Raw genomic sequence first — 25,556 nt, forward strand, 5'->3', positions numbered from 1 at the left:
CTGAGGCCCATGGAGCAGCGCATCACCCTGATCACGCTGGGAGTCACCGACCTCGCCCGGTCGAAGGCCTTCTACGAGGCGCTGGGCTGGCGCGGGCAGGAGGTGCAGGAGACCGTCTTCTTCCAGGCGGGCGGTCTCGGGGTGGTCCTGTGGGGCCGGGACAAGCTCGCGCGGGACGCCGGTCTCGCACCGGGGACCGCGGGCGGGTTCGGCGGCATCGTCCTCGCGCACAACGTCCGTTCCGACGCCGAGGTCGACGAGCTGCTCACGGCGGTGGAGCGGGCCGGCGGGACGGTCACCAAGCCGGGTGTCGCCAACGAGATCGGCTTCTACTCCGGCGCGTTCACCGACCCCGACGGGCACGCCTGGGAGGTCGCCCACAACCCCGGCTTCCCGCTCGCCGAGGACGGCACGGTCACCCTCCCCGACCTCGGCACCGCCTGACGGACGCCCGGAGGGCCTGACCCCCTGGTCAGGGAGCGGGACGGCGGTCTACCGTCCGTGCATGGCAGCTCCTTCCGACCTCGCTTTCGACCCGTGGGACCCGGCCTTCCTCGCCGACCCCTACCCCGCCTACGCCGAGCTGCGGGAGCGGGGCCGGATGCGGTACTTCGAGCCGACGAACCAGTGGCTGGTCGCGCACCACGCGGACGTCTCGGCGCTGCTGCGCGACCGCCGCCTGGGGCGGACGTACCTGCACCGCTTCAGCCACGAGGAGTTCGGCCGGACGCCGCCTCCGCCGGAGCACGAGCCGTTCCACACGCTCAACGACCACGGCATGCTCGACCTCGAACCGCCGGACCACACCCGCATCCGCCGCCTGGTGTCGAAGGCGTTCACCCCGCGCACGGTCGAGCGCCTCAAGCCGTACGTGCACAAGCTCGCGGACGACCTGGTGGCGCGGCTCGTCGACGCGGGCGGCGGCGACCTGCTGAGGGACGTCGCCGAGCCGCTGCCGGTCGCGGTGATCGCGGAGATGCTGGGCATCCCGGAGTCCGACCGGGCACCCCTGCGCCCCTGGTCGGCGGACATCTGCGGTATGTACGAGCTGAACCCGTCTGGGGACGCGGCGGCGCGGGCCGTGCGGGCGTCGCTGGAGTTCTCGGAGTACCTGCGGGAGCTGATCGCCGAGCGCCGGAAGAACCCGGGCGACGACCTGGTCTCCGGCCTGATCGCCGCCCACGACGAGGACGACCGGCTCACCGAGCAGGAGATGATCTCCACCTGCGTCCTGCTGCTGAACGCGGGTCACGAGGCGACCGTCAACTCCACGGTCAACGGCTGGTGGGCGCTGTTCCGCCACCCCGACCAGCTCGCGGCCCTGCGCGCCGACCACTCCCTCGTGCCCACCGCGGTCGAGGAGCTGATGCGCTACGACACCCCGCTGCAGTTGTTCGAACGCTGGGTGCTCGACGACATCGAGATCGACGGCCAGGTGATCCCCCGGGGCGCGGAGATCGCGATGCTCTTCGGCTCCGCCAACCACGACCCGGCGGTCTTCACCGACCCGTCCCGCCTGGATCTCACCCGCCGGGACAACCCGCACATCTCCTTCAGCGCCGGCATCCACTACTGCATCGGCGCCCCCCTGGCCCGCATCGAACTGGCCGCGTCGATGACCGCCCTCCTGGATCGCGCCCCCACCCTCCGCCTGGCATCGGAACCGGTCCGCAAGCCGAACTTCGTGATCAGGGGACTGGAAGGGCTGGCCGTGGAACTGGGGTGATCACTCCTCCGGCTGATCACCGGCAGATTCCGGGTGAGGGACGTGCCTGCCTCGTCAAGCTGACACCGAGGGCGTGCTGATGACGGTGGAGGTCACCTCCCCCGACTCGGACACGCGTGATCGCGACCGTGTGGAGGAAGTCCAGGCCTACGCCGAGTCAGAGTTCCCCGTGTATCTGCTGGTCGACCGTGACCGCCGCTCCGTCCTCGTACACAGTGACCCGGATCCGGTGGCCGGCTACCGGAACGTCCAGAAGCGCCGGTCGGGTCGGAAGGTCGTGCTCCCCGGCCCGTCGTATCGAGTTCGACACCGAGGAGCTCAAGCCGTACATGGACTGACTGACCGCCCTCTGCTGCCGGGACGCGTTCCGTCGGGGAGGGGCGGTGGGCCCGGGCGGGTGGAGCTACTTCGTCTCCAGGTCCCGTCGGCGGAAGCCGGTCAGGCCCAGCCACAGCAGGGCGGTGGCGACGAGGGTCAGCAGGAACAGCGGGGTCCAGCGCATGTCGGCGGCGGGCAGGCGGGGGATGTGGCCGAAGGGGGAGAGGTTGTTCGTCCAGTCCGGGAACTGGAGGATCTGGCCGAGGTAGCCGACCACGAACGCGTACACCGGCACGACCCAGGCCGCCCGGCTCGCCCGGGGGAACCAGCCGAAGAGGACCACCGCCACGCCGGCCGTGACCCACAGGGCCGGTGCGTACGCGAGGGCCGCGCCCGTCAGGTCGGGCACCAGCCCGGCGTCACCGGTCGAGGCCGCGCCGGCCAGGCCGAAGCCGAGCCCCGCCAGCAGCAGGACGACCGTGCCGCCGCCCATGGCCACGGCCAGATGGCCGCCGACCCAGCGGGAGCGTGAGAGGCCGGTGGCGAGCAGGGGCTCGGCGCGGCCCGCCGTCTCCTCGGAACGGGGCCGCAGGGCTGCCGTCACGACGTACACGGACGCCACGACCGTCAGGACGACCATGACCATCGAGGCGAAGGACTCGACGACGCTCGCCCCGCCGATGCGCTCCAGGGCCTCCTCGATCTCGTCGATGCCCGCCAGCATGTCCTCGGCGTCCCCGAGGATCGACCCGTACATCGCGCCCATCAGGAACAGGCCGGCCCCGAAGCCGGCCAGCATCCCCCGGTGCAGGCGCAGGGCGAAGCCGACCGGTGTGGTGAGCGCGGCGGAGGCGGTGGGGCTGCCCGGTTTCTGCGGACGCAGTCCCGCGCCCACGTCCCGGCGGGTGGAGAGCCGGAACCCCGCCGCCGCGCACCCCACCGCGCACAGCAGGCACAGCAGCAGCGGCCACCAGCGGTCGTCGACGTAGGGGTAGCTGCGCTGCACCCAGCCGATCGGGGACAGCCAGGACAGGGTGTCGTTCGTGCCGCTGTCGCCGGCGGCGCGCAGTACGTAGGCGGTGCCGATGACCGCGAGCGCCGTCCCGGACGCCCCGCGCGTGTGCGCGGTGAACTGGACGGTGACCGCGGCGACCGCGGCGAAGACGAGACCGGCGGCGGCGTGGGCGAAGCCGTAGACCAGCGAGCCGCTCGCGTCGACGCCCTCCAGGCCCAGTCCGGTCAGGCCCAGGGCCAGCAGCAGCGCGAGGGCGAGGTTGGCCAGGGCGGCGACGGCCAGGGCGGCGGCGAGGTGGGCGTGCCGGCCGACGACGGTCGAGCGCACCAGCTCGGCGCGGCCCGTCTCCTCCTCGGCGCGGGTGTGGCGCGTGACGATCAGCACGCTCATGAGGCCGACGAGGACGGCCGTGAAGCCGATCATCTGGTGGCTGAGGATGGAGCCGAAGCCGTCGTCGGTGAGGTAGTGGCGGGGGCCGGACATGGCCAGGCCGGCCGGGCTGTCCACGCTCCTGACGGCGTTGGCCCGGTCCTCCGGGTCGCTGTACAGCGTCCTGAAACTGTCCGCCGTCATGAGGGTGCCGAGGGACAGGGCCAGGATCCACACCGGGAACCGGATCCGGTCCCGGCGCAGGGCGAGGCGGATCAGGGTCCGGGTGCCGGCCAGCGCGTTGCCGCCCGTGACCGGTGCGGCGGGCGCCCGGGTGCCGGGGGCGGCGGTGGCGGAGGTCATCGGGGCTCCCCGTTCGCGTCCTGGCCGGCGTGGTGCCCGTCGGCGCCGGTGCCGTGCCCGTTGGCGGCCAGCTCGTCGCCGTAGTGGCGCAGCATCAGCTCCTCCAGGGTGGGCGGGTGGCTGACCAGGCTGCGGACGCCAAGGTCGGTGAGCGCGCGGACGGCGGTGCCGACCTGGGCGCCGTCGACGGTGAAGCGGATCCGGCCGGTGGCCTCGTCGACGGTCCGCAGGTCGTGGACGCCGGGCAGCCGGGCGAGGTCCGCGGCGGGCCGTTCGGTCTCCGCCTCGACGGTGGTGCGGGTCAGGTGGCGCAGCTCGCCGAGGGTGCCGGACTGGACGGTCCGGCCCTGGCGGACGATGCTCACGCGGTCGGCGAGCTTCTCCACCTGGGCCAGGATGTGGCTGGAGAGCAGCACGGTCCGTCCGGCCGCCTTGGCCTCGGCGATGACGTCCTGGAAGACCACTTCCATCAGCGGGTCGAGCCCCGCGGTCGGCTCGTCGAGCAGCAGCAGTTCGGCGTCGGAGGCGAGCGCGGCGACGATGGCGACCTTCTGCCGGTTGCCCTTGGAGTAGGCGCGGCCCTTCTTGGTCGGGTCGAGGTCGAACCGCTCGACGAGTTCGGCGCGGCGCCGCTCGTCGAGCCCCCCGCGCAGCCGGGCCAGCAGGTCGATGGCCTCACCGCCGGTCAGCCCCGGCCACAGCTCCACGTCACCGGGGACGTAGGCGAGACGGCGGTGCAGCGCCACGGCGTCGCGCCACGGATCCCGCCCCAGCAGCTCGGCGGTGCCGGAGTCGGCGCGCACCAGACCGAGCAGCACGCGGATGGTGGTCGACTTGCCGGCGCCGTTGGGGCCGAGGAAGCCGTGGACCTCGCCGGTCTCGACGCTCAGGTCGAGCCCGTCCAGCGCATGGGTCCGGCCGAACGACTTGCGTAGCCCGGACACGGAGATGGCCTTCGTCATGGCCCGCAACGTACGCCATCTTCAGAAAGTTGTGAAGGAAGAAAACTGACTGAAGATAGATAGACTGATCCGCACCTCGTCGAGCTGGGGAGAAGGCTGGATCATGGCGGAGCAGAGCGGGACGCCCCGGGACCCGGAGGCCGTCTCGAAGTTCGTGGAGCACTTCGCCGCGCAGTTGGTGGAGGCCGGACTCCCGCGCATGCCCGCGCGCGTCTTCGCCGCCCTGCTCGCCTCCGACGGCGGCGTCCTGACCTCCGTCGAGCTGAGTGAACGGCTCACGATCTCACCGGCCGCGGTCTCGGGCGCGGTGCGCTACCTGGCGCGCCAGCACATGGTTTCCCGCGAGCGCGAACCGGGCTCCCGCCGGGAGCGCTACCGGGTCCACGGCGACCAGTGGTACGAGGCCCTCACCAATCGCGACGCCGTCATCAGGCGCTGGGAGGGGGCCCTGCGGGAAGGCATCGCCAGTCTGGGAGGGAACACCCCGGCGGGCCGGCGGCTGGCGGAGACGCTGGCCTTCTTCGAGTTCGTGGAGAAGGAGCTCGAGGCGATGACGGAGCGCTGGCGGGCCCGCCGGGAGCAACTGTTCGGCGGGGACGGGGAGAACCCACCGACCCGTACCGGTGCCGGAGCCTGACTCACGCCGGCAGCGTCAGGCCCCAGGCCGCCTCGTGCACCTCCCAGGTGCGGGTGCGGACCGGGCCCGAGACGGTGGAGTCCGCGCGGTAGCGGAAGTGGGCGCCCGAGACGGTGACCGTGCGGGCGTCGGCCGACAGGGGGGACGCCTCCGCGCCCACCGAGGCCGGGCGGACCTCGACGCGGGCCCTGCCCGAGACGCCGGGGACCACCGAGACCGCCTCCACCGACTGGTGCAGGTCGACCAGCGTCACCCCGTCCACCTCCACCAGCAGCCGCGTCGGCCCCGACCCGGCTGCGGCGGGCGGCCGGGCGGGCGCCAGCGTCCGGACGAAGGAGCGGCAGGTCTGCAGCCAGGGACGGGTCACCCCGCCGTCGGTGTCGCGCACCCGGGGCGGGCCGCCGAGCGGCGGGATGCGCAGCGCGCCCAGCACCACGCCGTCGCTGTCGTCCACCAGCAGGTCCATCCGGCGCTCCGCCCCGTCCAGCACGGCCCGCGCCGCGGCCACCGCCCCGCACGGGACGCCCAGCGACCGGGCGAGCGACACCGCGCCCCCGACCGGCACCAGGGACAGCAGGCATCCGGCCAGCTCCCGGTGCCGGTGCAGCAGTTCCACCGTCCGCACCAGCGCCCGGTCGTCGCCCACCACCACCGGACGGCGTGAGCCGCGCCGGGCCAGCGCCCGGGCGAACTCCTCCGGGCCGTCCGGCAGACACACCTTCGCACCGGCCGTACCGGCGCTGAGCACGTCCTTCGCGATACGGACCGACTCGCCGTCCGCCCGCCGGGCGACCGGATCGATGACCACCAGAAGCTGATCGGACGTCGCGGAAGAAGTCCCGGAAGTCGCCACCTCGGCCATGCCTCGCTTCCTCGGGTAGCATCTTTGTGCAAGAGCCCCTTTGCGCTATTGCGCCAGGGGCTTCGTCTATTCCGGGGCATCCGGTCCGACGGTTGCGGCCAACGGTGGTCGCGGTGCACGCGGCGGAGATCCTCCGTGTGCGCCCCTGACCTTGGACATGCCCCGCCCGGAAGGGGTGTACGCGCGTGCCCGCACTTGTGCTGCTCGGTGCTCAGTGGGGTGACGAAGGCAAGGGAAAGGCGACGGACCTTCTCGGTGGTTCCGTCGACTATGTGGTGCGCTACCAGGGCGGCAACAACGCCGGCCACACGGTGGTCGTGGGCGATCAGAAGTACGCCCTGCACCTGCTCCCTTCCGGGATTCTCTCCCCCGGCTGCACGCCGGTCATCGGCAACGGTGTCGTCGTCGACCCGTCGGTCCTGCTCTCCGAGCTGAGCGGTCTGAACGAGCGCGGCGTCGACACGTCCAAGCTCCTGATCAGCGGTAACGCCCACATCATCACGCCGTACAACGTGACGGTGGACAAGGTGACCGAGCGTTTCCTCGGCAAGCGCAAGATCGGGACCACCGGCCGGGGCATCGGCCCGACCTACGCCGACAAGATCAACCGTGTCGGCATCCGGGTGCAGGACCTCTACGACGAGTCGATCCTCACCCAGAAGGTCGAAGCGGCCCTCGACGTCAAGAACCAGATGCTCACCAAGCTCTACAACCGGCGCGCGATCGCCGTGGAGCAGGTGGTCGAGGAGCTGCTGGCCTACGCGGAGAAGCTGGCTCCGTACGTCGCCGACACCGTGCTGGTGCTGAACGAGGCGCTGGAGCAGGACAAGGTGGTCCTCTTCGAGGGCGGCCAGGGCACCCTGCTCGACATCGACCACGGCACGTACCCCTTCGTCACCTCGTCGAACCCGACCGCGGGCGGCGCCTGCACGGGCGCGGGCGTGGGTCCGACGAAGATCAGCCGGGTCATCGGCATCCTGAAGGCGTACACCACCCGTGTCGGCGCCGGCCCGTTCCCGACGGAGCTGCTCGACGAGGACGGCGAGGCCCTGCGGCGCATCGGCGGTGAGCGCGGTGTCACCACCGGCCGTGACCGGCGCTGCGGCTGGTTCGACGCGGTGATCGCCCGCTACGCCACCCGCGTGAACGGCCTCACCGACTTCTTCCTCACCAAGCTCGACGTCCTCACCGGCTGGGAGCAGATCCCGGTGTGCGTGGCCTACGAGATCGACGGCAGGCGCGTCGAGGAGCTGCCGTACTCGCAGTCCGACTTCCACCACGCGAAGCCGGTCTACGAGATGCTGCCGGGCTGGAGCGAGGACATCAGCAAGGCGAAGTCCTTCTCCGACCTGCCGAAGAACGCCCAGGCGTACGTCAAGGCGCTCGAGGAGATGTCCGGCGCCCCGATCTCCGCGATCGGCGTGGGCCCGGGCCGTGACGAGACGATCGAGATCAACTCGTTCCTGTAGGTCAGCAGGTCAGCAGGTCTGTCGCCGCGTGCACCGGCGCCCGCGCGGGCGCCGGTGCACGGGCATAGCCTGACGCTGTACCCGCGTGCATCGACGCGGAAGAGGGTGAGTGCGATGCGCGTGATGCTCAAGGCGACGCTGGACACGGAGAAGGCGAACGAGGTCATCCGCAACGGGAAGATGCCCGAGCTGATGAAGGAGACCATGGAGCGGCTCCAGCCCGAGGCCGCCTACTTCGGTCCGCTCGGCGGCCGCCGGACCTGCCTGCTGGTCCTCGACCTCGAGGACAGCTCACAGATCCCGCCCACCGGTGAGCCGTTCTTCTCGCTGTTCGACGCCGAGGTCGAGATGACCCCGGTGATGAACGCCGAGGACCTGCGGAAGGGGCTCTCCGAACTGCGGTGACGGTGACGCTCAGCTGAAGACGATCATCGAGCCCTGGGCGAGGCTCCGCGTCGCCGCCGCGTGCAGGCCCAGCCACACGTGCCGCTCGCGGGCGAAGGGGCTGGGGTCGTACGGCGCGGGCACGGCCGGCTCCTCCAGCTCGGTCGGGGCCCCCGGCGGTTCGGGCGCGGCCGGCGGGTTTCCCGGGTCGATGCCGATGGACGGGGCGACCAGCTCCAGTTCCCGCAGCAGCGCGTGCGAGGAACCCAAGGGGCCGCCGCCCGCGAGGAGTTCGTCGCTGGACAGAGGGCTCGGGAAGTCGACGGGCACGTAGGCGCCGGCGTGGTCGTAGTGCCAGACCAGGTGGGACTGCTGGGCCGTGGACTCGAACATCTCCAGCAACTGCTCGTAGTCGCCGCCCAGTTCGTCGACCGGGGTGACCGGGAGGCCGCAGACCTGGAGCAGGTACACGCGCCGCAGGAAGTGCAGGGCGTCGTAGTCGAATCCGGCGACCGGGGCCACCTCGCCGGTCAGACCCGGCATGTACTGGTACACCGGCACCGGCGGGAGTCCCGCGTCGGCGAGGACCGAATTGTACTGCGCGAGTTCCTCGGCGAAGGGGTTGTCGGGCGTGTGGCACAACACGTCGACGAGCGGTACCAGCCACAGGTCACAGGCCAAAAGAGGACTCCTCGCTTCGCGCGGTCGTCGGGTGGGACGTCCGGGTCCGGGACGGGGTCGGGACGGGATCGGGACGTGGTCAGGGAAGCGTATCGGCGTCCCGTGCGGGCGGATCCTGCCGTGCGGGCCGTCGTACGGGTCCCTTACCCACCGCGTCGGCCGTCAGCCCCTCGACGAGGGAGAGGGAGTACGCGGTGTACGCCTCCAGGATCACGCGGGCGGCGTCGATGTCGCGGCGGGACAGGGCGTCGACCAGCTCGGTGTGCTCCGCCCACAGCCGCCCCCGCGAGTCGGGCAGCTTCCGCAGGTGCTGCACCACGTACACCCACATCTGCACGCGCAGCCGGTGCAGGAAGTCGGTGAGGTACGGATTGCCGAACGCGGACGCCAGTTCGCGCCAGAACCGCAGGTCGTAGCCGATCAGCACGGTGACCTCGCCGGCCTGGGCCGCGCGCCGGGCCTCCTCGCCGCGCCTGCGCACCCCGGCGAGCAGCGCGGCCAGCCGGGGCTCTCCCGGCCTGAGATGCGGCAGGTCGTCGTGGACCAGGGCGTGGAACATCCCCTCGGTCACCAGGCTGCGCGCCTCGATCATGCCGCGGAAGTCGTCGGCGGAGTACTCGTGCACCCGGAAGCCACGGTGCTGGTCGGCGTCGAGCAGGCCCTGCGCCGACAGGTCGACCAGTGCCTCCCGCACGGGCGTCGCGGACACGCCGTACTGGTCGGCGATCTCCTTGACGGTGAACTCCTGCCCCGGCTGGAGCCGCCCGGCCAGCACCTCGTCACGGAGCGCGTCGGCGATCTGCTGCCGCAGGGTGCTGCGGGTCACGGCGACGTTGCCGCTGAGGCGGGGCATGGTCGGGGCGTCTCCCTCATCGCGTTCGAGTGGCGTGCTCGCAAAAGTCCACGGGCAGGCCACCTTACGCGGTTCAGGCGCGGCGCCGGATGTTCGAACGGGCGCGAGGGGAGACCCCCTCGCGCCCGTTGGAAGGCCGGTGACTCAGCCGGTCACCTCACGTGTTCGTCGGCCACGGCGAGAGCCGTGTCCAGGGCCGTCAGCCCCTCCTTCAGCTCCGCCTCGCTCGTGTTGAGCGGCGGCACCACGTGGGTGCGGTTCATGTTCACGAACGGCCAGAGGCCGGCCTTCTTCGCGGCGGCGGCGAAGGCGGCCATCGGGGCGTTGGCCTCACCGGACGCGTTGTACGGCACCAGCGGCTCCCGGGTCTCCCGGTCGCGCACCAGCTCCAGAGCCCAGAACATGCCGGTGCCGCGCACCTCGCCCACGCTCGGGTGGCGTTCGGCCAGCTCCCGCAGGGCGGGGCCGACGACGGACGCGCCGAGGGAGGCGGCGTTGTCGACGACGCCCTCCTCCTCCATCACGTTGATCGTCGCGACGGCGGCGGCGCAGGCCAGCGGGTGCCCGGAGTAGGTCAGGCCGCCCGGGTAGGGGCGGGTGCCGAAGGTGTCGGCGATCGCGGGGGAGATGGCGACACCGCCCAGCGGCACGTAGCCGGAGTTCACGCCCTTGGCGAAGGTCATCAGGTCGGGCACGACGTCGTACAGGTCGGCCGCGAACCACGTGCCGGTGCGGCCGAACCCGGCCATCACCTCGTCCAGCACCATGACGATGCCGTACGTGTCGCACAGTGCGCGGACCCCGGCGAGGTAGCCGGGCGGGGGCGGCATGATGCCGGCGGTGCCCGGAATGGTCTCCAGGACGATCGCGGCGATCGTCGAGGGCCCCTCGAAGGCGATCGTCGTCTCCAGGTGCTCCAGTGCCCGCGCGCACTCCTGCTCCTCGGTCTCGGCGTAGAAGCGCGAGCGGTACAGGAACGGCGCCCAGAAGTGCACGACCCCGGCGGTGGCGCTGTCGGAGGCCCAGCGGCGCGGGTCGCCGGTGACGTTCACGGCCTGCTGGGTGCCGCCGTGGTACGAGCGGTACGCGGAGAGGACCTTGGGCCGGCCGGTGTGCAGCCGGGCCATGCGCAGGGCGTGCTCCACGGCGTCGGCGCCGCCGTTGGTGAAGAAGATCTTGTCCAGGTCGCCCGGGGTGCGTTCCGCGATCAGCCGGGCCGCCTCCGAACGCGCCTCGATCGCGAACGCGGGCGCGAACGTCGTCATCCTCGCCGCCTGCTCCTGGATCGCGGCGACGACCTTGGGGTGCTGGTAGCCGATGTTGGTGTAGACGAGGCCGCTGGTGAAGTCGAGGTAGCGGCGGCCGTCGTAGTCCCAGAAGTACGACCCCTCCGCCCCGGCGACGGCGAGCGGGTCGATGAGCTCCTGCGCGGACCAGGAGTGGAACACGTGCGCACGGTCGGCGGCCTTGACGGCCGCACCGGCCTCGGGGTTGGGCTGAGGGGTCATGCGCCCGAGGGTAGGGGGGACCGGCGGGGGAGCGACATCGGCGGCCTGTCTGCGGTCGGCGGCTTTCCGCGACAGGTTGTCGACAAGGGGGGCGGTGACCCTGGCGGGTGCCCCCGCACGAGCTATTGACAGCCTCCTGTCATTATGACAGGCTGTTGTCATAGTTCGGCAGAGGTTCACAAGAGCCACCGACTCCAGGGAGCGGTCATGACCCGCAAGCCCGTGCATCTCGCCCTCTACGACACCTGGGCCGACTGGGAGACCGGTCACGCCACCGCGCACCTCGCCCTCGCGGGCCGCGAGGTCCGCACCGCCACCCCCGGCGGACGGCCCGTCACCAGCATGGGCGGCCTCCGCGCCCTGCCCGACCTCGCGCTGGAGCAGCTGCGCCCCGAGGACAGCTCCCTGCTGATCCTCCCCGGCGCCGCCGCCTGGGACGAGGGTGACGACCTCGCCCCCGCCGCCCGCACCGCCCGCGCCTTCCTCGACGCGGGCGTCCCGGTCGCCGCGATCTGCGGAGCCACCGCCGGACTCGCCCGCGAGGGCCTGCTCGACGACCGCGCCCACACCAGCGCCGCCGCCCCCTACCTCGCGGCGACCGGCTACGCGGGCGCGGACCGGTACGTCGAGGCCGACGCCGTCACCGACGGCGACCTCGTCACCGCGGGACCGACCGAACCGGTCGCCTTCGCCCGCGAGATCCTCACGCTGCTCGGCGCCTACGAGGACAAGGCCGTCGACGCCTGGTACCGGCTGTTCCACGACTCCGACCCGGCCGCGTTCGCCGAGTGGACGCGGGCGGCGGGCCGGTGAGCCGGGAGGAACAGGACCTGCTCAGCCGGGGCGCGCTCGGCACGTTCCGGCTGAACGGCCAGTTCCTCGCGGTCGCCGAGGAACTGGCCCGCCCCGCCGGGCTCACCGCCGCCTGGTGGCAGGTGCTGGGCGCGGTGCTCGGCGAACCGCTGCCGGTGTCCGGGATCGCCCGGGCCATGGGCATCACCCGGCAGAGCGTGCAGCGCGTCGCCGACCTGCTGGTGGAGCGTGGCCTCGCCGAGTACCGGCCCAACCCCGCCCACCGCCGCGCCAAACTCCTCGCCCCGACCGAGGAGGGCCGCTCGGCCGTCCGCCGGATCGGCCCCGGGCACGCGGCGTACGCGGGGCGGCTCGCGCGCGCCTTCGAGGAGGCGTACGGACAGGAGGGGCTCATGGAGGCGGTGCGCGCGCTGGAACGCCTGTCCGAGGTGCTCGACGCCCTCGGCCCGCCTGTTACGGAACCGTAGAGGTCGCCCAGCTCACCGGGCACCGCACCGCCACTATCCTCGATCCGTTGCTCACTGCGGGGGGAAGGCGGCGCAGCGATGGACAAGCTCGGGATCGGGGATCCGCGCCAGATCGGGGCCTACCGGCTGCTGGCACGGCTGGGCGCCGGCGGCATGGGCCAGGTCTATCTCGCCCGGTCCGACCGGGGACGCACGGTCGCCGTGAAACTGGTCCGCGAGGAGCTGGCCCGGCAGGAGGAGTTCCGCGCCCGCTTCCGCCAGGAGGTGCGGGCCGCCCGGCAGGTCGGCGGCGACTGGACGGCACCGGTGCTGGACGCCGACACCGAGGCGGCCGTGCCGTGGGTGGCCACCGGGTACGTCGCCGGGCCGAGCCTCCAGCAGGTGGTGGGACACGACCACGGGGCGCTGCCCGAGCGGTCGGTGCGCATCCTCGCCGCCGGACTCGCGTACGCCCTGAAGGACATCCACGCGGCGGGGATCGTCCACCGTGACCTCAAGCCGTCCAACGTGCTGGTCACCATCGACGGGCCGCGGGTCATCGACTTCGGCATCGCCCGTGCGCTGGAGACCGTGACCGACGGCGGGCTCACCCGCACCGGGGCGCTCGTCGGCTCGCCCGGCTTCATGGCGCCCGAGCAGGTGCGCGGCGACCGCGTCACGTCCGCCTGCGACGTCTTCTGTCTCGGCTCGGTCCTCGCCTACGCGGCCACCGGGGTGCTTCCCTTCGGCACCGCCAACAGCGGGGTGCACGCCCTGATGTTCCGCATCGCCCAGGAGGAACCGGACCTGGAGCAGGTGCCCGAGGGGCTCGCCGAACTGGTCCGGGCGTGCCTGCGCAAGGACCCGGCCGCACGGCCCACGCTCGACGAGGTGCTGGCCCGCACCGGCGCGGAGGACACCGTCGCCGACGGCCGCTCCCGCGACCCGTGGCTGCCCAGCGCCCTGGTCGCCCAGCTCGGCCGCCACGCGGTACGGCTCCTCGACGCGGAGGACCCGGAGGCGCCGGCCGGTGCGGGGCCGGGGGAGCCGGGGGGTGTGCGGGCGCCCGCTCTTCCCGGGCCGCCCGGTACCACGCCCGAGCACGCCCGCGCCGCCGACGACTCCGCCGTACCGCCGCCCGACGCCTCCGTGCCGCCTCCGCCGGGACAGCCCGGCGTGAACCACCTGCCCACGGTCGTGGTCGGCCCGGGCCACCCCGCCCCGCCCCCGGGACCGGCGCCGGGCGGCGCGTACGGCCACCCGCAGCCGCACCCCCAGCCGCCCCCGTACGGCCATCCGTACGGCGGCCACGGCCCGGGCGGGACCCCGCCGTACGGGCCGCCGCCCTTCACCGGGCACCCGCAGCCGTACGGTCCGCCGCACGACCCGCGCCGGGACGGCCGGTCCACCGCGCTCCTCGTGGTGATCGCGCTGATCGTGGCGCTCGCCGCGGGCGGCACCGTGTACGCGCTGATGAGCGGCACCGAGGGCGACCACCGCGCGGGCGGCGACCCGACGACGCCGGCGGCACCGGACGGCGAGCGGCCGAGCACCGGCGGCCCGGCGACCACCGACGACGGCCGGCCGTCCGGGAGCGGGGAGCCGAGCGGCGACGACCCGGAGGACGGGACGGTCCCCACGGACTTCCTGGGCCGCTGGTCCACCACCATCGACAACGACGGCGGGCACCACACCCGCCGGCTCACCGTCCAGCAGGGCGAGGTCGGCGACACGGTGATGTCCCTGGTGGCCGACGGGCCCACCGGCAGCGGCTCCTACCACTGCGTCTTCGAGGCGCCTCTCACCGGCGCCTCCGACGGCCGGCTGCGGATCGGCCCGTCCACCGTCACCGTCGGCGAGCCGGGCGCCTGCACGCCCGGCTCCTCCAGCGAGATCACCCTGCTCCCCGACGGCTCCCTGCGCCGTGTGAGCAGCGGCACGGGCGAACAGCTGACGTACACCCGCGACTGACCGTCGCGAGCGCCCGGGCCGCGGCGCACCGCACGGTCAGCCGATGTCGAAGTCCATGTCGGTCACGTACCACCCGTCGTCGAGCTTCGACGACTGGATACCCACCTTGAGCTGGCCCTTCTCCAAGCCGGTGGAGTTGGACAGGATGACGTCCTCCAGGGTCCGGCCGTCGATCGTGATCTCGTCGGCGGAGTAGCGCGCCTTGTCACCGTCGGCCGGTGCCCCGGTGACCTCCACGCTCGGGTTCTCCGACCCGGAGGCGGGGGTGAACGATTCCTGGAACGCGCCGATGCTCTTCTGGACGCGCTTGCCCTGCGCCGAGTCGTCGGCGCAGGTCTCCTCGGAACCGGTGGTGGGCGGCGGGCCCTCCTCGCCCATCAGCAGGCACGCCTGCTTCACCTCGCCCTTGACGACAGCGGTGACCCACGCGGCGACCGTCGCCTCCGGCGAGGACCGGTCCGCGGCGGACGAGGACGCGGGGGCGGACGCCGAGGGGGACTGCGGGGACGCCGAGTTGCTCGTCGTCGCCTTGGCGTCGGTCGCGGGGCCGTCCTCGCTCGAGCAGCCCGTGAGACCCGCGGCCGCCACCAGCAGTCCCGCGGCCACCCATCCCACATGCTTCGTTCTGTCGCTCACGCACACCGTCCCAGTCGTCACGTCGTCGTGTACGGAGCCCCCTGTCACGTACGCACAGGGGGCGCCGGTCAGATCTCGAAGACGCGTTCGAGGAAGGGGTGGTTCCCCCGGGCTCAGGCCTGCTTGCGGCGGCGGGGCGGGGGCGGTTGAGGGCCTGGGAGGTGCCCCCCAGGGCGGCGCGGGTGGGTGCGGCGGCACCCCGGAAGCGCCGGGCCGCGCGAACACCCTCCGCCCCGCACCCGCACCGGCGCGAATCCACGCACCGTGCGAACAACACACCGTGCCCCACCCCGGCGGAGCCCTCAGCGGGCCTCCGGCGGCCGCTGGCGCGGCATGTTCGGCCGGGCACCGTTCGGCGGGGACGGGAAACGCCCGGCCGGAACGGCACCCTCCGGCCGCCCCGCGCCGGCCAGCGCCGTCCGCACCCCCAGCGGCGCGCCCCCGCTGCGGAACTCCATCATCCAGTCGGCGGTCTCGACCCGGACCAGCTCCGTCACGTCCTCCGTGAAGCGCCGCAACACCGTCAGACAGCGCTCCGCCGCCTCACCGGCCGTACCCTCCGCGGGGCCCAGCACCTCACGGACACACTCCGACGCCCAGTCGAACTGGAACGCCTGCAGCCGCCGGTGCACGGCCTGCACGGTCGCCACGTCCCGCATCCAGCCGGACGTCATCCCGAAGAACCGGTCGCCCGCCACACAGGCCACGGCGAGCAGCAGCGCCAGGTACCCCCACGGAGTGACACCGTCCGCCGCGCCGGTCAGATCCAGCAGCGGCAGCGCGGCCCCGGTCAGCCCGCCCAGCGCGGTGCCGGCCCGCAGCGCCCACGCACAGCGCCGCTTCCACGCCCGGTCCGCCAGGTACCAGGCGGCCGTGTCCAGCGCCCCGCGCTCCACCCACCGGTACAGCTCGTCCAGCCGCACGGCCGGCTCACCCCAGTCCCCGAGCGGGAACGCCCGACCGCCGGGGTCGCCGGGCCACGGTCCGGCCGCGCCGTCGCCCCGCCCGTCGTGTGGCCGACCCTCGGGCTGCATCTCCGGCTGAACCACCCGGTATCTCCCCTCCTGAACCGACCTGGCCGGCCCCGCGCCCACGCACCGTGCGCGCTCGGCCGGTCACGCGTGGTGCTCGCGCGCCGGGCCTTTCCTACCGCCCAACGGGTGGGCGCGTCGGGGGTTCGCGTCCTTTTACGCCCGGAAGGGGGCCGTGATCAGGTATAGGGCCCCCGAAGGGACTCACCCGAAAGAGTGCCGGGGCGACGGCTGTCCCGACCACGTAGGCTCGTGCCGAGCGGTGCGTCCCCTCGCACCCGGACCGACGGACCGACCTAGGAGCTGAATCGTGATCCCCGGTGGTGGCCAGCCCAACATGCAGCAGCTGCTCCAGCAGGCCCAGAAGATGCAGCAGGACCTGGCCAAGGCCCAGGAGGAACTGGCCAGGACGGAGGTCGAGGGCCAGGCCGGCGGCGGTCTGGTCAAGGCGACCGTCACCGGATCCGGCGAACTGCGGTCGCTGAAGATCGACCCGAAGGCGGTGGACCCGGAGGACACCGAGACCCTCGCGGACCTGGTCGTCGCGGCGGTCCAGGCGGCCAACGAGAACGCCCAGACGCTGCAGCAGCAGAAGCTCGGCCCGCTCGCCCAGGGGCTCGGCGGGGGCGGCATCCCCGGTCTCCCCTTCTGAGCGAGGTCACCGGCCGGGGCCTCGCGGGCCTTCGGGGCTTCTAAGCGGGGCCGCGGGCCTCTACCGTACGTAGTGAAGGAACACCAGGAAGGACGGCAGTCCGTTGTACGAAGGCGTGGTCCAGGACCTCATCGACGAGCTGGGGCGGCTGCCCGGCGTCGGTCCCAAGAGCGCGCAGCGGATCGCCTTCCACATCCTGCAGGCGGAGCCCACGGACGTACGGCGTCTGGCGCACGCGCTGATGGAGGTCAAGGCGAAGGTCCGCTTCTGCGCGACCTGCGGGAACGTCGCGCAGGAGGAGCAGTGCACCATCTGCCGCGACACCCGCCGCGACCCCGCGGTCATCTGCGTCGTGGAGGAGCCCAAGGACGTCGTGGCCATCGAGCGCACCCGTGAGTTCCGGGGCCGCTACCACGTGCTGGGCGGCGCGATCAGCCCGATCGACGGGGTCGGCCCCGACGATCTGCGCATACGGGAACTCCTGGCCCGGCTGGCGGACGGCACGGTGACCGAGCTGATCCTCGCCACGGACCCCAATCTCGAGGGCGAGGCCACGGCCACGTACCTCGCCCGCATGATCAAGCCCATGGGCCTGAAGGTCACCCGCCTGGCCAGCGGCCTCCCGGTGGGCGGCGACCTGGAATACGCGGACGAGGTGACCCTCGGCCGCGCCTTCGAGGGGAGACGACTCCTAGATGTCTGACGCCACGCTGCACGCGACGCACCAGAACCCGGACGACTTCGCGGTACAGATCGCCGATCAGATCGAGAGTTTCCTGGTCGCCGTCACCGTGGTCGCGAAGGGCGACGAGCCGGACTCGGCAGTGCCGTTCCTCCTCCTGGAGGTCTCCCAGCTGCTCCTGGCCGGCGGTCGCCTGGGCGCCCACGAGGACATCGTCCCCGACGAGCGCTACGAGCCCGACATGGGCCCCGAGGCCGACGTCGACGAACTCCGCGAGAACCTCGCCCGGCTCCTGGAGCCGATCGACGTCTACTCCGAGGTCTTCGACCCCTACGAGCCCCGCAAGGCCCCGGTCCCGGCCCGCATCTCCGACGACCTCACCGACGTCATCACCGACCTGCGCCACGGCATGGCCCACTACCGCGCCGGCCGTACGTCGGAGGCGCTGTGGTGGTGGCAGTTCTCCTACTTCTCCAACTGGGGCTCCACGGCGTCGGCGGCGCTGCGCGCCCTGCAGTCGGTCGTCGCGCACGTCCGCCTGAACCAGCCCCTGGCCGAGCTCGACGGCCTCGACACCGACCAGGGCATCGGCGACGACACCCTCGAGTTCGAGGCGGGCAAGGTCATGGCCGAGGAGATCGGCACCCCCCTGGGCGTGCGTCCCGTCAGCTGAGGGGCCTGCGAGGCCGCGGTCCTCGACGTCCGCGCCGCGCCCCGTCAGCCCCAGGGCGGCCCTTCGTTGAGCCCGAACAGCACGGACATCAGCACCAGCAGCCCCAGCGGTACGACGACGAACGCCGTCTCCGGCCGTTCCCGCCGTACCGTCTGCCACCCGAGCGCGACGAGCGGCCCCGACAGCCCTCCGGCCATCAGCGCCCATCCCGCCTCACGGCTGCCCACCACGTTGAACGCGACGAACGCCGCCAGGACGAACAGCGCGGGAGAGGCCCACAGGTGTCGCAGCGCCCGCGGGGCTTCGACGTCGCTCATCGATGTGTCTCCTTCCGCCGCGCGGGGTGGTGCGCCGTCCCCCCGGCACGGCGCACCACCCCCACGCGACGAGTCCCGGTGTCTCAGACGAGGCTGCGGATGTACGTGTACAGCTGGTACTGGGCCTCGGCGCCGGCCGCGACCCACGCGATGCGGACCGGGTGGTACCAGGGCAGGCCGTCCATGTACGAACGGAACTTGCCGCAGTTCGACTTGGCGGCCTTGACCGCGCCGCTGTACACCTTGCCGCCGTGCTTCTTCAGCAGGTTGAACAGGGCCTTGGCGGCACCGCCGACGGCCCCTCGGGCCTGCACCTCGGTGGCCGTTCCGTCGGCCACGGCACGCAGGGACGTGGTGTCCCGGGCGTTCAGTCCGGCGGAGACGGCCGGGTCGGCGAGGAGCGCCCGGGCCTGGGCCGCGGTGAGTGCCGGCGCGGACGAAACCGCCGCGGGGGCCGAGGCGGTGGCTTCCGCGGCCTGCGCCAGGCTCGCGCCCGCCCCGACCGTCAGGACGGCAACGGCCGAAACAGCGGCCAGACGCAGAGTAGTGCGGGTCATGTACGATCTCCCTTGTGTTCAATCACAAGGGGAGGAAGCCCAAAAGGGCGACCTGGACTGGCGTGGAAACCGAAATGGTCCCCCCGCGGACTTCTTCCCCCGATTAATGTCCCCTCCGACCGCCACGTCACTTCGTGACGGCGGTTCCGGCGTCCAACCCGGCTGGTCAGGCCAGGTGTTCGACGCGGCAGGAATGTAACACGGTGGATGATCATCCCGCCAATGGCTGTTTTTGTTCGCCTGTCCGCGGGATCAGGTAATTCAGTTTTGAATTCAACGTCCGGGGTTTGTCGACGGCCCCTCGATTTCCCCGCGCTTCCGCAGGTCGTCCCGGAGCTTGAGAGAAACCGGAGCGGAACACGGGCGGTGGCGGTTGCGTCCGACACGTTCCGGCCCGTCCGGCGTGGTCGGACTTCCCGAGCCCGTGGGCGTCAGCCTGGACACCCGTCCCCCCGGCCCCTCGAAGGTCTCGCCGACTGAAAACCGCCGCGTCGAGTGTGACGCGGGGCACTTTTCGAGTGGCTGGGCTGCGGCTGGGCATGAGCCCTTCGCGAGCGTCCGATGTCTCACCATGCGATATCGCGGAGGGGGGAATTTCGGACGTCGATAGACTGAGCGGACCGCAGCGCGCACATCTGTGGGCGGACTGTGGACAACGACGGACTGAGCGAGGAGCGCACGTGGGCCTTGTCGTGCAGAAGTACGGAGGCTCCTCCGTAGCCGATGCCGAAGGCATCAAGCGCGTCGCCAAGCGGATCGTGGAAGCCAAGAAGAACGGCCACCAGGTGGTCGCCGTGGTTTCCGCGATGGGCGACACGACGGACGAGCTGATCGATCTCGCCGAGCAGGTTTCCCCGATCCCTGCCGGCCGCGAGCTCGACATGCTGCTGACCGCCGGGGAGCGGATCTCCATGGCCCTGCTGGCCATGGCGATCAAGAACCTGGGCCACAACGCCCAGAGCTTCACCGGCAGCCAGGCAGGTGTCATCACCGACTCGGTCCACAACAAAGCCCGCATCATCGATGTCACACCGGGCCGGATCAAGGCCTCGGTGGACGAGGGCAACATCGCCATCGTCGCCGGGTTCCAGGGCGTCAGCCAGGACACCAAGGACATCACCACGCTCGGCCGCGGCGGCTCCGACACCACCGCCGTCGCCCTCGCCGCCGCGCTCGAGGCCGAGGTGTGCGAGATCTACACGGACGTCGACGGTGTGTTCACCGCCGACCCGCGCGTGGTGAAGAAGGCCAAGAAGATCGACTGGATCTCGTTCGAGGACATGCTCGAACTGGCCGCCTCCGGCTCCAAGGTGCTGCTCCACCGCTGCGTGGAGTACGCCCGCCGGTACAACATCCCGATCCACGTCCGCTCGTCCTTCAGCGGACTGCAGGGCACGTGGGTCAGCAGCGAGCCGATCGAGCAAGGGGACAAGCAGGTGGAGCAGGCTCTCATCTCCGGTGTCGCGCACGACACCTCCGAGGCCAAGGTCACGGTCGTCGGCGTGCCCGACAAGCCCGGCGAGGCCGCGTCGATCTTCCGCACGATCGCGGACGCCGAGATCAACATCGACATGGTCGTGCAGAACGTGTCCGCCGCGTCCACGGGCCTGACGGACATCTCCTTCACCCTGCCGAAGACCGAGGGCCGCAAGGCCATCGACGCCCTGGAGAAGAACAAGGGCACCATCGGCTTCGACTCCCTGCGCTACGACGACCAGATCGGCAAGATCTCCCTCGTCGGCGCGGGCATGAAGACCAATCCCGGTGTCACGGCCGACTTCTTCACGGCGCTCAGCGACGCCGGCGTGAACATCGAGCTGATCTCGACCTCCGAGATCCGCATCTCGGTCGTCACCCGCAAGGACGACGTGCCGGAGGCCGTGCGCGCCGTGCACAGCGCCTTCGGCCTGGACTCCGACAGTGACGAGGCCGTGGTCTACGGAGGCACCGGCCGCTGATGACCGGCACCGCAGGACCCGGACGTTCCGGGCGGCCGACGCTCGCGGTCGTGGGAGCGACCGGGGCCGTCGGTACGGTCATGCTCCAGATCCTGTCCCAGCGCGCGGACGTCTGGGGCGAGATCAGGCTCATCGCCTCCCCGCGCTCGGCCGGCCGCAAGCTGGCCGTGCGCGGCGAGGAGGTCGAGGTGGTGGCGCTCACCGAGGACGCCTTCGACGGGGTCGACGTCGCGATGTTCGACGTGCCCGACGAGGTCTCCGCCGAGTGGGCGCCCGTCGCCGCCGCCCGCGGCGCCGTGGTCGTCGACAACTCCGGCGCCTTCCGCATGGACCCGGACGTGCCGCTGGTCGTCCCCGAGGTCAACCCGCACGCGGTGCGGAGCCGCCCGCGCGGCATCGTCGCCAACCCCAACTGCACCACCCTGTCCATGATCGTCGCGATGGGCGCGCTGCACGCCGAGTTCGGCCTGCGCGAGCTGGTCGTCTCCTCGTACCAGGCGGTCAGCGGGGCCGGTCAGGCCGGCGTGCGGACCCTGCGCGAACAGCTGTCCCTGGTGGCCGGCACCGACCTCGGCACCAACCCGGGCGACGTGCGGCGGGTCGTGGGGGACAACACCGGGCCGTTCCCGGAGCCGGTCGCGCTGAACGTCGTACCGTGGGCCGGTTCGCTGCGGGAGGACGGCTGGTCGTCGGAGGAGATGAAGGTGCGGGACGAGTCCCGCAAGATCCTCGGCCTGCCCTCCCTCCCCGTCGCGGTCACCTGCGTCCGCGTCCCCGTGGTCACCGTGCACTCCCTCACCGTGCACGCCCGCTTCGAGAGCGAGGTCACCGTCGACAAGGCCCGTGAGATTCTCGCGACCGCCCCCGGCGTGGTCCTCTTCGACAACCCGGCCGCGGGCGAGTTCCCCACCCCCGCCGACGTCGTCGGTACCGACCCGACCTGGGTCGGCCGGGTGCGCCGGACCCTGGACGACCCGACGGCGCTGGAGCTGTTCGTGTGCGGGGACAACCTGCGCAAGGGCGCCGCGCTCAACACCGCGCAGATCGCCGAACTGGTGGCCGCGGAGCGGTCGGCGGCCTAGCACCGGGCCCATACCCCCGGCCGGTAAAAGTTCTGGATCACAGAGGATTCATTTGTAGGATCTGTGAGGATCTTGTGGACCGGTTCTTCGGTCTGGACCACTTGAACATGCAACTTCCTGGGCCGAGGATTGCAGACGAGGTTTCACCTCCCCGCCAGCCGCAACCGAGCGGAGGGCGGGGAGCGTCTTTGCGGTCACCCTTATCCGGGGCGTGGGGACGCTGCTTCCCAGACGCGGGGACGTCTGGAACCGGGCGTGGGGACGTCCGTTCATATGAAACACAGGGGAAGAGCGGGTCGCATGAGGGCATTCGATGTGCTGTCGGTGGGGCTGCCTGACGCGGGTGGGCGGTGGACGGCACCGGTCGGCGCATACGTGACGCCCGGCACGTACAACCCTTACGGGGGGAAGCGTGTCCAACTGGCGTGGCAGAGGTACTCGACTTCACAGCGCCGCGCGGCACGGCCCTCCGGCCGCCCCGCGCCACGCTCCGGCCCCGCGTGGCCGGCGCGTCCGGTGGCATGCCGGTGATCGCGCCCATGCCCGCAGCGCGCCCCGCCCGCATCCCCGGTCAGCGCGACGGCGCCGACGACACCGTGGCGGCCGGTACCACGGTCGACCACCTCACCGAGACCTACCGCACCCACTACCGCTCCCTGCTGGGACTCGCGGCGCTCCTCCTCGACGACACCGCCTCCTGCGAGGACGTCGTCCAGGAGGCGTTCATCCGCGTCCACTCCGCCCGCAAACGGGTCAGGGACCCCGAGAAGACGCTGGCCTACCTGCGGCAGACGGTCGTCAACCTCTCCCGTTCCGCGCTGCGCCGCCGCATCCTCGGCCTGAAGCTGCTGTCCAAGCCGATGCCGGACATGGCGAGCGCGGAGGAAGGAGCGTACGACCAGCTCGAACGCGACTCCCTCATCAAGGCGATGAAGAATCTGCAGCGCCGCCAGCGCGAGGTGCTGGTGCTGCGCTACTTCGCCGACATGACGGAGGCCCAGGTCGCCGAGACCCTCGGCATATCGCTGGGCTCGGTGAAGGCGTACGGCTCACGGGGCATCGCGGCGCTGCGGGTGGCCATGGAGGCACCGGCATGAGCGAGGGCCAGGACATGCGGGACCCACGGCACGAGGAGCGTGAGCCGGAGGGCCCGCGCGGTACGTCCACCGGCGCGGCGGGACCCGCGGCCGGTCAGGAGCCCGCCGACGGCCGGGACTCCGCTGAGTCCGGGGACGGCCGGGAGCCCGCTGACGGTCAGGATCTGGAGGACGGGCACGAGTACGGGGACGGCCGGGAGCCCGCTGACGGTCCGGAATCCGAGGGCGTCCGGATGTCGGATGCCGTTGAGGACTCCGGCGACGTCGCCGTCGACGTCGACGGGCGTGCCGAGGCCGACGAGGCCCCGCCCGTGTCCGAACCCGCGCCCGGACATGCACCCGCGCGCGGCCCGGAACACGAGGGCGTGCCCATGGCGGACGGGCTCGCGCGGCTGCGGGCGCTCGTGACACCGCCCGGGCAGCACCCGACACACACGCACGCTGGGAACGGAACTGTGAACGACGGCCGGGACGAACAGAGCCCCGAAGGGCTCGACTCGGACGAGCTGCGACTGCGAGCCCTGCTGCACCAGGCCGTCCAGGACGTGCAGCCCAGCGACGGCACCCTGGACTACCTGCGCCGGGCCGTCCCCGCCCGCCGTGCGCGTAAACGCCAGGCCCTCGTCGGCGCGGCCGCCGCCGCGCTGTTCCTCGGCACCGCCGTCCCCGCGCTGGTCCACGTCTCAGGCGCCGCCGGCTCGGACGCCAACCCGTCCGCCGTCGGCCACGCCTCGCAGGCCCAGGGCGGCACCGGCCAGGGCAAGGACCCGGGCCAGGGCGAGACCACCGCCGGCGGCGCCTCCGACGAGGTCGAGGGCGACGACGAGGGCGGCAAGAAGGAGGGGGACAAGGCCGGCACCGGCACCGGTACCGGCACGGGCGCGACCGAGGGCACCGACCCGTCGGCCGGCACCACGGCGGCCGCCCCCGCCTGCACCGGCGCCCAGCTCGGCCCGGCGACCGTGACCAGCGCCGCCCCCGACTCCGCGGGCGCGGTCTACGGCTCGTTCCGGGCCGCCAACGTCTCCGGTGCGAGCTGCACCGTGGAGGGCGCGGGCTCCGTGGGCGCGACCCCGCAGGGCGCGGCCGACGCGGCGAAGATCGCGACGGCCCGGCATGTCGCGGGTGACGCGGCGGCCGGACTGCCCGACCCGTCCCTGGAGGCGGCGACCCTGGTGCTCAAGCCGGGCGACGCGTACGAGGTGCGGTTCGCCTGGGTGCCCTCCGAGACCTGTCCGGCGCCCGGTGACACCACGGGTGGCGGTACCGGCGGTCCGACGGCGGATCCGACCCCGTCCGAGAACCCGACGAACACGGCCGGCGCGACGGCAGGCACCGGCAGCGGTACGGCGACGCAGCTGCTCCGCGAGGACGGCGGCACCGAAGGCAGCGTGACGGTGACCTACACGGCGGTGACGGGCTCCGGCCCGGCCACCGCGACCGTCGCCAACGCCTGCGCCGGCACGGTCTACTGGACGGGGCTGCTCACGCCCGTCGGCTGACGGGGGGCCTCGTCGCCGTCGGTCCCGTCGGTCCTGTCGGTGGCCTGCGGCTTCCCGCCGTCGCCGCCGTCCCCGTCGGTCTCCCGCCGCTCACCGCCGTCGCCGTCCGCGTCCGGGCCGAGGCCCAGCTCCGCGTCGCGGGCGAGCTCCACCTCGCGGCGCAGCAGCCGGAACCACATGAAGATCACGAAGCCGACGAAGGCGAACCACTCGGCGGTGTAGCCGAGGTTCTGGAAGGCCTTCAGGTCCAGCCCCGTGCCGCCGGGCGCGGCCGCGGGCACCGCGCTCATCCCCGAGTCCCCGTGGTTGAGCGTGACCCAGGCGTCGTACACGTCGTACGGCACGAGGTTGACGAGGGTGGCCGCGCTGATCGCGGCGGTCTGGCCCTCGGGCAGGCCGCTGCGGCTGCTGACGCCGTTGCTTCCCGGGGTCTCGGACGCCTGGAGCGCGCCGGTGACGGTGACCTGGCCGGCGGGCGGCGCGGGCACCTTCGCCGGGTCCGGCTCGCCGGCCAGCCAGCCGCGGACGACGGGCAGGGCGCGGCCGGTGTCGGTGCGCAGCAGCGTCAGGACGTAGTAGCCGTGCTTGTCGTCCAGCGTGCGGTCGGGCACGAGGAGCTGGGTGTCGTACCGGCCGGTCGCGGTGGCCTGCTTGCCGGAGGTGGCCTTGGTGACGGGCAGCAGGCCGTCCAGGGGCCGGGCTCCCTCCCGCTGGGCCGAGGTGACGCGCTCCTCCGCCTCGCGGTGGTTGTCCACCCGGTCCTCGAACCGGCCCAGCTGCCAGGACCCCATGAAGATGCAGAAGGGGATGGAGAGCAGCAGGAAGACGTTGATCGCCCACCAGCGGGGGGTCAGCAGAAACCGGTACACGCCCTCAACGGTACGGGCCCGCGGACGGTTCCCGTCCCGCGGGGTGGGCTGCGGCGTGGCCTCCCGACGGCCCGCCGCGCCGCGCGTGAGGCGGGTGCTGATCGGCGGTGGAGCGCCGGGGGG

At 72.5% G+C, this 25,556-nt stretch carries 26 protein-coding genes and 1 pseudogene; 16 read left to right on the forward strand and 11 right to left on the reverse strand.

Annotation, left to right across the window (positions count from 1 at the left end):
* Window positions 1-9 precede the first annotated feature (9 nt).
* The 3 genes and pseudogenes from B100_RS0117565 to B100_RS37635 form a co-directional block, all read left to right on the forward strand.
* Window positions 10-444, forward strand: a complete 435-nt coding sequence (locus B100_RS0117565) for a VOC family protein (RefSeq protein WP_024885738.1) — start codon at window positions 10-12, stop codon at window positions 442-444.
* 61 nt (window positions 445-505) lie between these two features.
* Window positions 506-1,726, forward strand: coding sequence for a cytochrome P450 (locus B100_RS0117570; RefSeq protein WP_024885739.1), 1,221 nt, complete (start codon window positions 506-508; stop codon window positions 1,724-1,726).
* Between the two features lie 79 nt (window positions 1,727-1,805).
* A pseudogene (locus B100_RS37635) lies at window positions 1,806-1,940 on the forward strand (Uma2 family endonuclease); the annotation flags it as partial.
* 189 nt (window positions 1,941-2,129) lie between these two features.
* Here B100_RS37635 and B100_RS0117580 read toward each other — a convergent pair.
* Entirely contained in the window at window positions 2,130-3,791 is a 1,662-nt protein-coding gene (locus B100_RS0117580) for an ABC transporter permease (protein ID WP_024885740.1), read from the reverse strand.
* Window positions 3,788-4,753 carry an ABC transporter ATP-binding protein gene (locus tag B100_RS0117585; protein ID WP_024885741.1) on the reverse strand — a complete coding sequence of 322 codons (966 nt, stop codon included), beginning with the start codon at window positions 4,751-4,753 and terminating at the stop codon, window positions 3,788-3,790. The genes B100_RS0117580 and B100_RS0117585 overlap by 4 nt, the downstream gene beginning before the upstream one ends.
* 103 nt (window positions 4,754-4,856) lie before the next feature.
* Here B100_RS0117585 and B100_RS0117590 point away from each other — a divergent pair, with 103 nt between their 5' ends.
* Complete coding sequence (locus B100_RS0117590) at window positions 4,857-5,390, forward strand: MarR family transcriptional regulator (RefSeq protein ID WP_024885742.1); 534 nt, start codon at window positions 4,857-4,859, stop codon at window positions 5,388-5,390.
* A 1-nt stretch (window position 5,391) separates the two neighbouring features.
* On the opposite strand, the gene B100_RS0117595 is transcribed toward B100_RS0117590, so the two are convergent.
* Entirely contained in the window at window positions 5,392-6,252 is an 861-nt protein-coding gene (locus B100_RS0117595) for a hypothetical protein (RefSeq protein ID WP_024885743.1), read from the reverse strand.
* 185 nt (window positions 6,253-6,437) lie between these two features.
* Between B100_RS0117595 and B100_RS0117600 the strand changes: the two genes are divergently transcribed.
* Window positions 6,438-7,721, forward strand: coding sequence for an adenylosuccinate synthase (locus B100_RS0117600; protein WP_024885744.1), 1,284 nt, complete (start codon window positions 6,438-6,440; stop codon window positions 7,719-7,721).
* A gap of 114 nt (window positions 7,722-7,835) precedes the next feature.
* Window positions 7,836-8,126, forward strand: a complete 291-nt coding sequence (locus B100_RS0117605; RefSeq protein ID WP_024885745.1) for a hypothetical protein — start codon at window positions 7,836-7,838, stop codon at window positions 8,124-8,126.
* 9 nt (window positions 8,127-8,135) lie between these two features.
* Here the strand turns inward: B100_RS0117605 and B100_RS0117610 are convergent, their stop codons facing one another.
* The 3 genes from B100_RS0117610 to B100_RS0117620 all read right to left on the reverse strand — a co-directional run bounded on the left by B100_RS0117610 (window position 8,136) and on the right by B100_RS0117620 (window position 11,147).
* On the reverse strand, window positions 8,136-8,786 hold the full coding sequence (locus B100_RS0117610) for a hypothetical protein (protein ID WP_024885746.1): 651 nt from the start codon (window positions 8,784-8,786) through the stop codon (window positions 8,136-8,138).
* Between the two features lie 79 nt (window positions 8,787-8,865).
* Window positions 8,866-9,639: a GntR family transcriptional regulator gene (locus B100_RS0117615; protein WP_024885747.1), complete on the reverse strand. Its 774-nt coding sequence runs from the start codon at window positions 9,637-9,639 to the stop codon at window positions 8,866-8,868.
* Between the two features lie 152 nt (window positions 9,640-9,791).
* A complete protein-coding gene (locus B100_RS0117620) occupies window positions 9,792-11,147 on the reverse strand; it encodes an aspartate aminotransferase family protein (protein ID WP_024885748.1) in 1,356 nt (451 codons plus the stop codon).
* A 207-nt stretch (window positions 11,148-11,354) separates the two neighbouring features.
* Here B100_RS0117620 and B100_RS0117625 point away from each other — a divergent pair, with 207 nt between their 5' ends.
* The 3 genes from B100_RS0117625 (at window position 11,355) to B100_RS0117635 (ending at window position 14,377) form a co-directional block, all read left to right on the forward strand.
* Window positions 11,355-11,960 (forward strand): DJ-1/PfpI family protein, encoded by a 606-nt coding sequence (locus B100_RS0117625; protein ID WP_024885749.1) that lies wholly within the window; start codon window positions 11,355-11,357, stop codon window positions 11,958-11,960.
* Window positions 11,957-12,427, forward strand: a complete 471-nt coding sequence (locus B100_RS0117630) for a MarR family transcriptional regulator (RefSeq protein ID WP_024885750.1) — start codon at window positions 11,957-11,959, stop codon at window positions 12,425-12,427. Before B100_RS0117625 ends, B100_RS0117630 begins: the two co-directional genes overlap by 4 nt.
* Window positions 12,428-12,505: 78 nt before the next feature.
* Window positions 12,506-14,377 (forward strand): serine/threonine-protein kinase, encoded by a 1,872-nt coding sequence (locus tag B100_RS0117635; protein WP_024885751.1) that lies wholly within the window; start codon window positions 12,506-12,508, stop codon window positions 14,375-14,377.
* Between the two features lie 36 nt (window positions 14,378-14,413).
* Here B100_RS0117635 and B100_RS36500 read toward each other — a convergent pair whose 3' ends face one another.
* Window positions 14,414-15,013, reverse strand: a complete 600-nt coding sequence (locus B100_RS36500; RefSeq protein ID WP_158686729.1) for a hypothetical protein — start codon at window positions 15,011-15,013, stop codon at window positions 14,414-14,416.
* A gap of 302 nt (window positions 15,014-15,315) precedes the next feature.
* On the reverse strand, window positions 15,316-16,062 hold the full coding sequence (locus B100_RS0117645; protein ID WP_024885753.1) for an SLATT domain-containing protein: 747 nt from the start codon (window positions 16,060-16,062) through the stop codon (window positions 15,316-15,318).
* Window positions 16,063-16,354: 292 nt separating this feature from the next.
* Between B100_RS0117645 and B100_RS0117650 the strand changes: the two genes are divergently transcribed.
* The 3 genes from B100_RS0117650 (at window position 16,355) to B100_RS0117660 (ending at window position 18,051) form a co-directional block, all read left to right on the forward strand.
* Entirely contained in the window at window positions 16,355-16,696 is a 342-nt protein-coding gene (locus B100_RS0117650; protein WP_024885754.1) for a YbaB/EbfC family nucleoid-associated protein, read from the forward strand.
* Between the two features lie 103 nt (window positions 16,697-16,799).
* On the forward strand, window positions 16,800-17,399 hold the full coding sequence (gene recR, locus B100_RS0117655; RefSeq protein WP_024885755.1) for a recombination mediator RecR: 600 nt from the start codon (window positions 16,800-16,802) through the stop codon (window positions 17,397-17,399).
* Window positions 17,392-18,051 (forward strand): DUF5063 domain-containing protein, encoded by a 660-nt coding sequence (locus tag B100_RS0117660; RefSeq protein ID WP_024885756.1) that lies wholly within the window; start codon window positions 17,392-17,394, stop codon window positions 18,049-18,051. The genes recR and B100_RS0117660 overlap by 8 nt, the downstream gene beginning before the upstream one ends.
* 44 nt (window positions 18,052-18,095) lie before the next feature.
* Here the strand turns inward: B100_RS0117660 and B100_RS0117665 are convergent, their stop codons facing one another.
* Window positions 18,096-18,368, reverse strand: a complete 273-nt coding sequence (locus tag B100_RS0117665; protein WP_024885757.1) for a hypothetical protein — start codon at window positions 18,366-18,368, stop codon at window positions 18,096-18,098.
* Between the two features lie 83 nt (window positions 18,369-18,451).
* Window positions 18,452-18,925 (reverse strand): hypothetical protein, encoded by a 474-nt coding sequence (locus B100_RS34865; protein ID WP_024885758.1) that lies wholly within the window; start codon window positions 18,923-18,925, stop codon window positions 18,452-18,454.
* A gap of 680 nt (window positions 18,926-19,605) precedes the next feature.
* Between B100_RS34865 and B100_RS0117675 the strand changes: the two genes are divergently transcribed.
* From B100_RS0117675 to B100_RS0117690, 4 genes are all read left to right on the forward strand, one after another.
* A complete protein-coding gene (locus B100_RS0117675) occupies window positions 19,606-20,883 on the forward strand; it encodes an aspartate kinase (protein ID WP_024885759.1) in 1,278 nt (425 codons plus the stop codon).
* Window positions 20,883-21,965, forward strand: a complete 1,083-nt coding sequence (locus B100_RS0117680) for an aspartate-semialdehyde dehydrogenase (protein ID WP_024885760.1) — start codon at window positions 20,883-20,885, stop codon at window positions 21,963-21,965. Before B100_RS0117675 ends, B100_RS0117680 begins: the two co-directional genes overlap by 1 nt.
* A gap of 425 nt (window positions 21,966-22,390) precedes the next feature.
* Entirely contained in the window at window positions 22,391-23,062 is a 672-nt protein-coding gene (locus tag B100_RS0117685; protein ID WP_186568499.1) for a SigE family RNA polymerase sigma factor, read from the forward strand.
* A complete protein-coding gene (locus B100_RS0117690; RefSeq protein WP_024885762.1) occupies window positions 23,059-24,564 on the forward strand; it encodes a hypothetical protein in 1,506 nt (501 codons plus the stop codon). The genes B100_RS0117685 and B100_RS0117690 overlap by 4 nt, the downstream gene beginning before the upstream one ends.
* Here B100_RS0117690 and B100_RS0117695 read toward each other — a convergent pair.
* Entirely contained in the window at window positions 24,531-25,433 is a 903-nt protein-coding gene (locus B100_RS0117695) for an SURF1 family protein (protein ID WP_024885763.1), read from the reverse strand. The two genes, B100_RS0117690 and B100_RS0117695, sit on opposite strands and share 34 nt — an antisense overlap.
* Window positions 25,434-25,556 lie beyond the last annotated feature (123 nt).

The sequence above is a fragment of the Streptomyces sp. CNH189 genome (assembly GCF_000527195.1).

What these genes read in the sequence shown, in the direction of transcription:
- B100_RS0117665 (WP_024885757.1), bottom strand. Translation starts at nt 18,368, where the DNA reads ATGAGCGACGTCGAAGCCCCGCGGGCGCTGCGACACCTGTGGGCCTCT.
- B100_RS0117580 (WP_024885740.1), bottom strand. Translation starts at nt 3,791, where the DNA reads ATGACCTCCGCCACCGCCGCCCCCGGCACCCGGGCGCCCGCCGCACCG.
- B100_RS0117615 (WP_024885747.1), bottom strand. Translation starts at nt 9,639, where the DNA reads ATGCCCCGCCTCAGCGGCAACGTCGCCGTGACCCGCAGCACCCTGCGG.
- B100_RS0117680 (WP_024885760.1), top strand. Translation starts at nt 20,883, where the DNA reads ATGACCGGCACCGCAGGACCCGGACGTTCCGGGCGGCCGACGCTCGCG.
- B100_RS0117625 (WP_024885749.1), top strand. Translation starts at nt 11,355, where the DNA reads ATGACCCGCAAGCCCGTGCATCTCGCCCTCTACGACACCTGGGCCGAC.
- B100_RS34865 (WP_024885758.1), bottom strand. Translation starts at nt 18,925, where the DNA reads ATGACCCGCACTACTCTGCGTCTGGCCGCTGTTTCGGCCGTTGCCGTC.
- B100_RS0117690 (WP_024885762.1), top strand. Translation starts at nt 23,059, where the DNA reads ATGAGCGAGGGCCAGGACATGCGGGACCCACGGCACGAGGAGCGTGAG.
- B100_RS0117620 (WP_024885748.1), bottom strand. Translation starts at nt 11,147, where the DNA reads ATGACCCCTCAGCCCAACCCCGAGGCCGGTGCGGCCGTCAAGGCCGCC.
- B100_RS0117660 (WP_024885756.1), top strand. Translation starts at nt 17,392, where the DNA reads ATGTCTGACGCCACGCTGCACGCGACGCACCAGAACCCGGACGACTTC.
- B100_RS0117585 (WP_024885741.1), bottom strand. Translation starts at nt 4,753, where the DNA reads ATGACGAAGGCCATCTCCGTGTCCGGGCTACGCAAGTCGTTCGGCCGG.
- B100_RS0117590 (WP_024885742.1), top strand. Translation starts at nt 4,857, where the DNA reads ATGGCGGAGCAGAGCGGGACGCCCCGGGACCCGGAGGCCGTCTCGAAG.
- B100_RS0117595 (WP_024885743.1), bottom strand. Translation starts at nt 6,252, where the DNA reads ATGGCCGAGGTGGCGACTTCCGGGACTTCTTCCGCGACGTCCGATCAG.
- B100_RS0117570 (WP_024885739.1), top strand. Translation starts at nt 506, where the DNA reads ATGGCAGCTCCTTCCGACCTCGCTTTCGACCCGTGGGACCCGGCCTTC.
- B100_RS0117565 (WP_024885738.1), top strand. Translation starts at nt 10, where the DNA reads ATGGAGCAGCGCATCACCCTGATCACGCTGGGAGTCACCGACCTCGCC.
- B100_RS0117605 (WP_024885745.1), top strand. Translation starts at nt 7,836, where the DNA reads ATGCGCGTGATGCTCAAGGCGACGCTGGACACGGAGAAGGCGAACGAG.
- B100_RS0117635 (WP_024885751.1), top strand. Translation starts at nt 12,506, where the DNA reads ATGGACAAGCTCGGGATCGGGGATCCGCGCCAGATCGGGGCCTACCGG.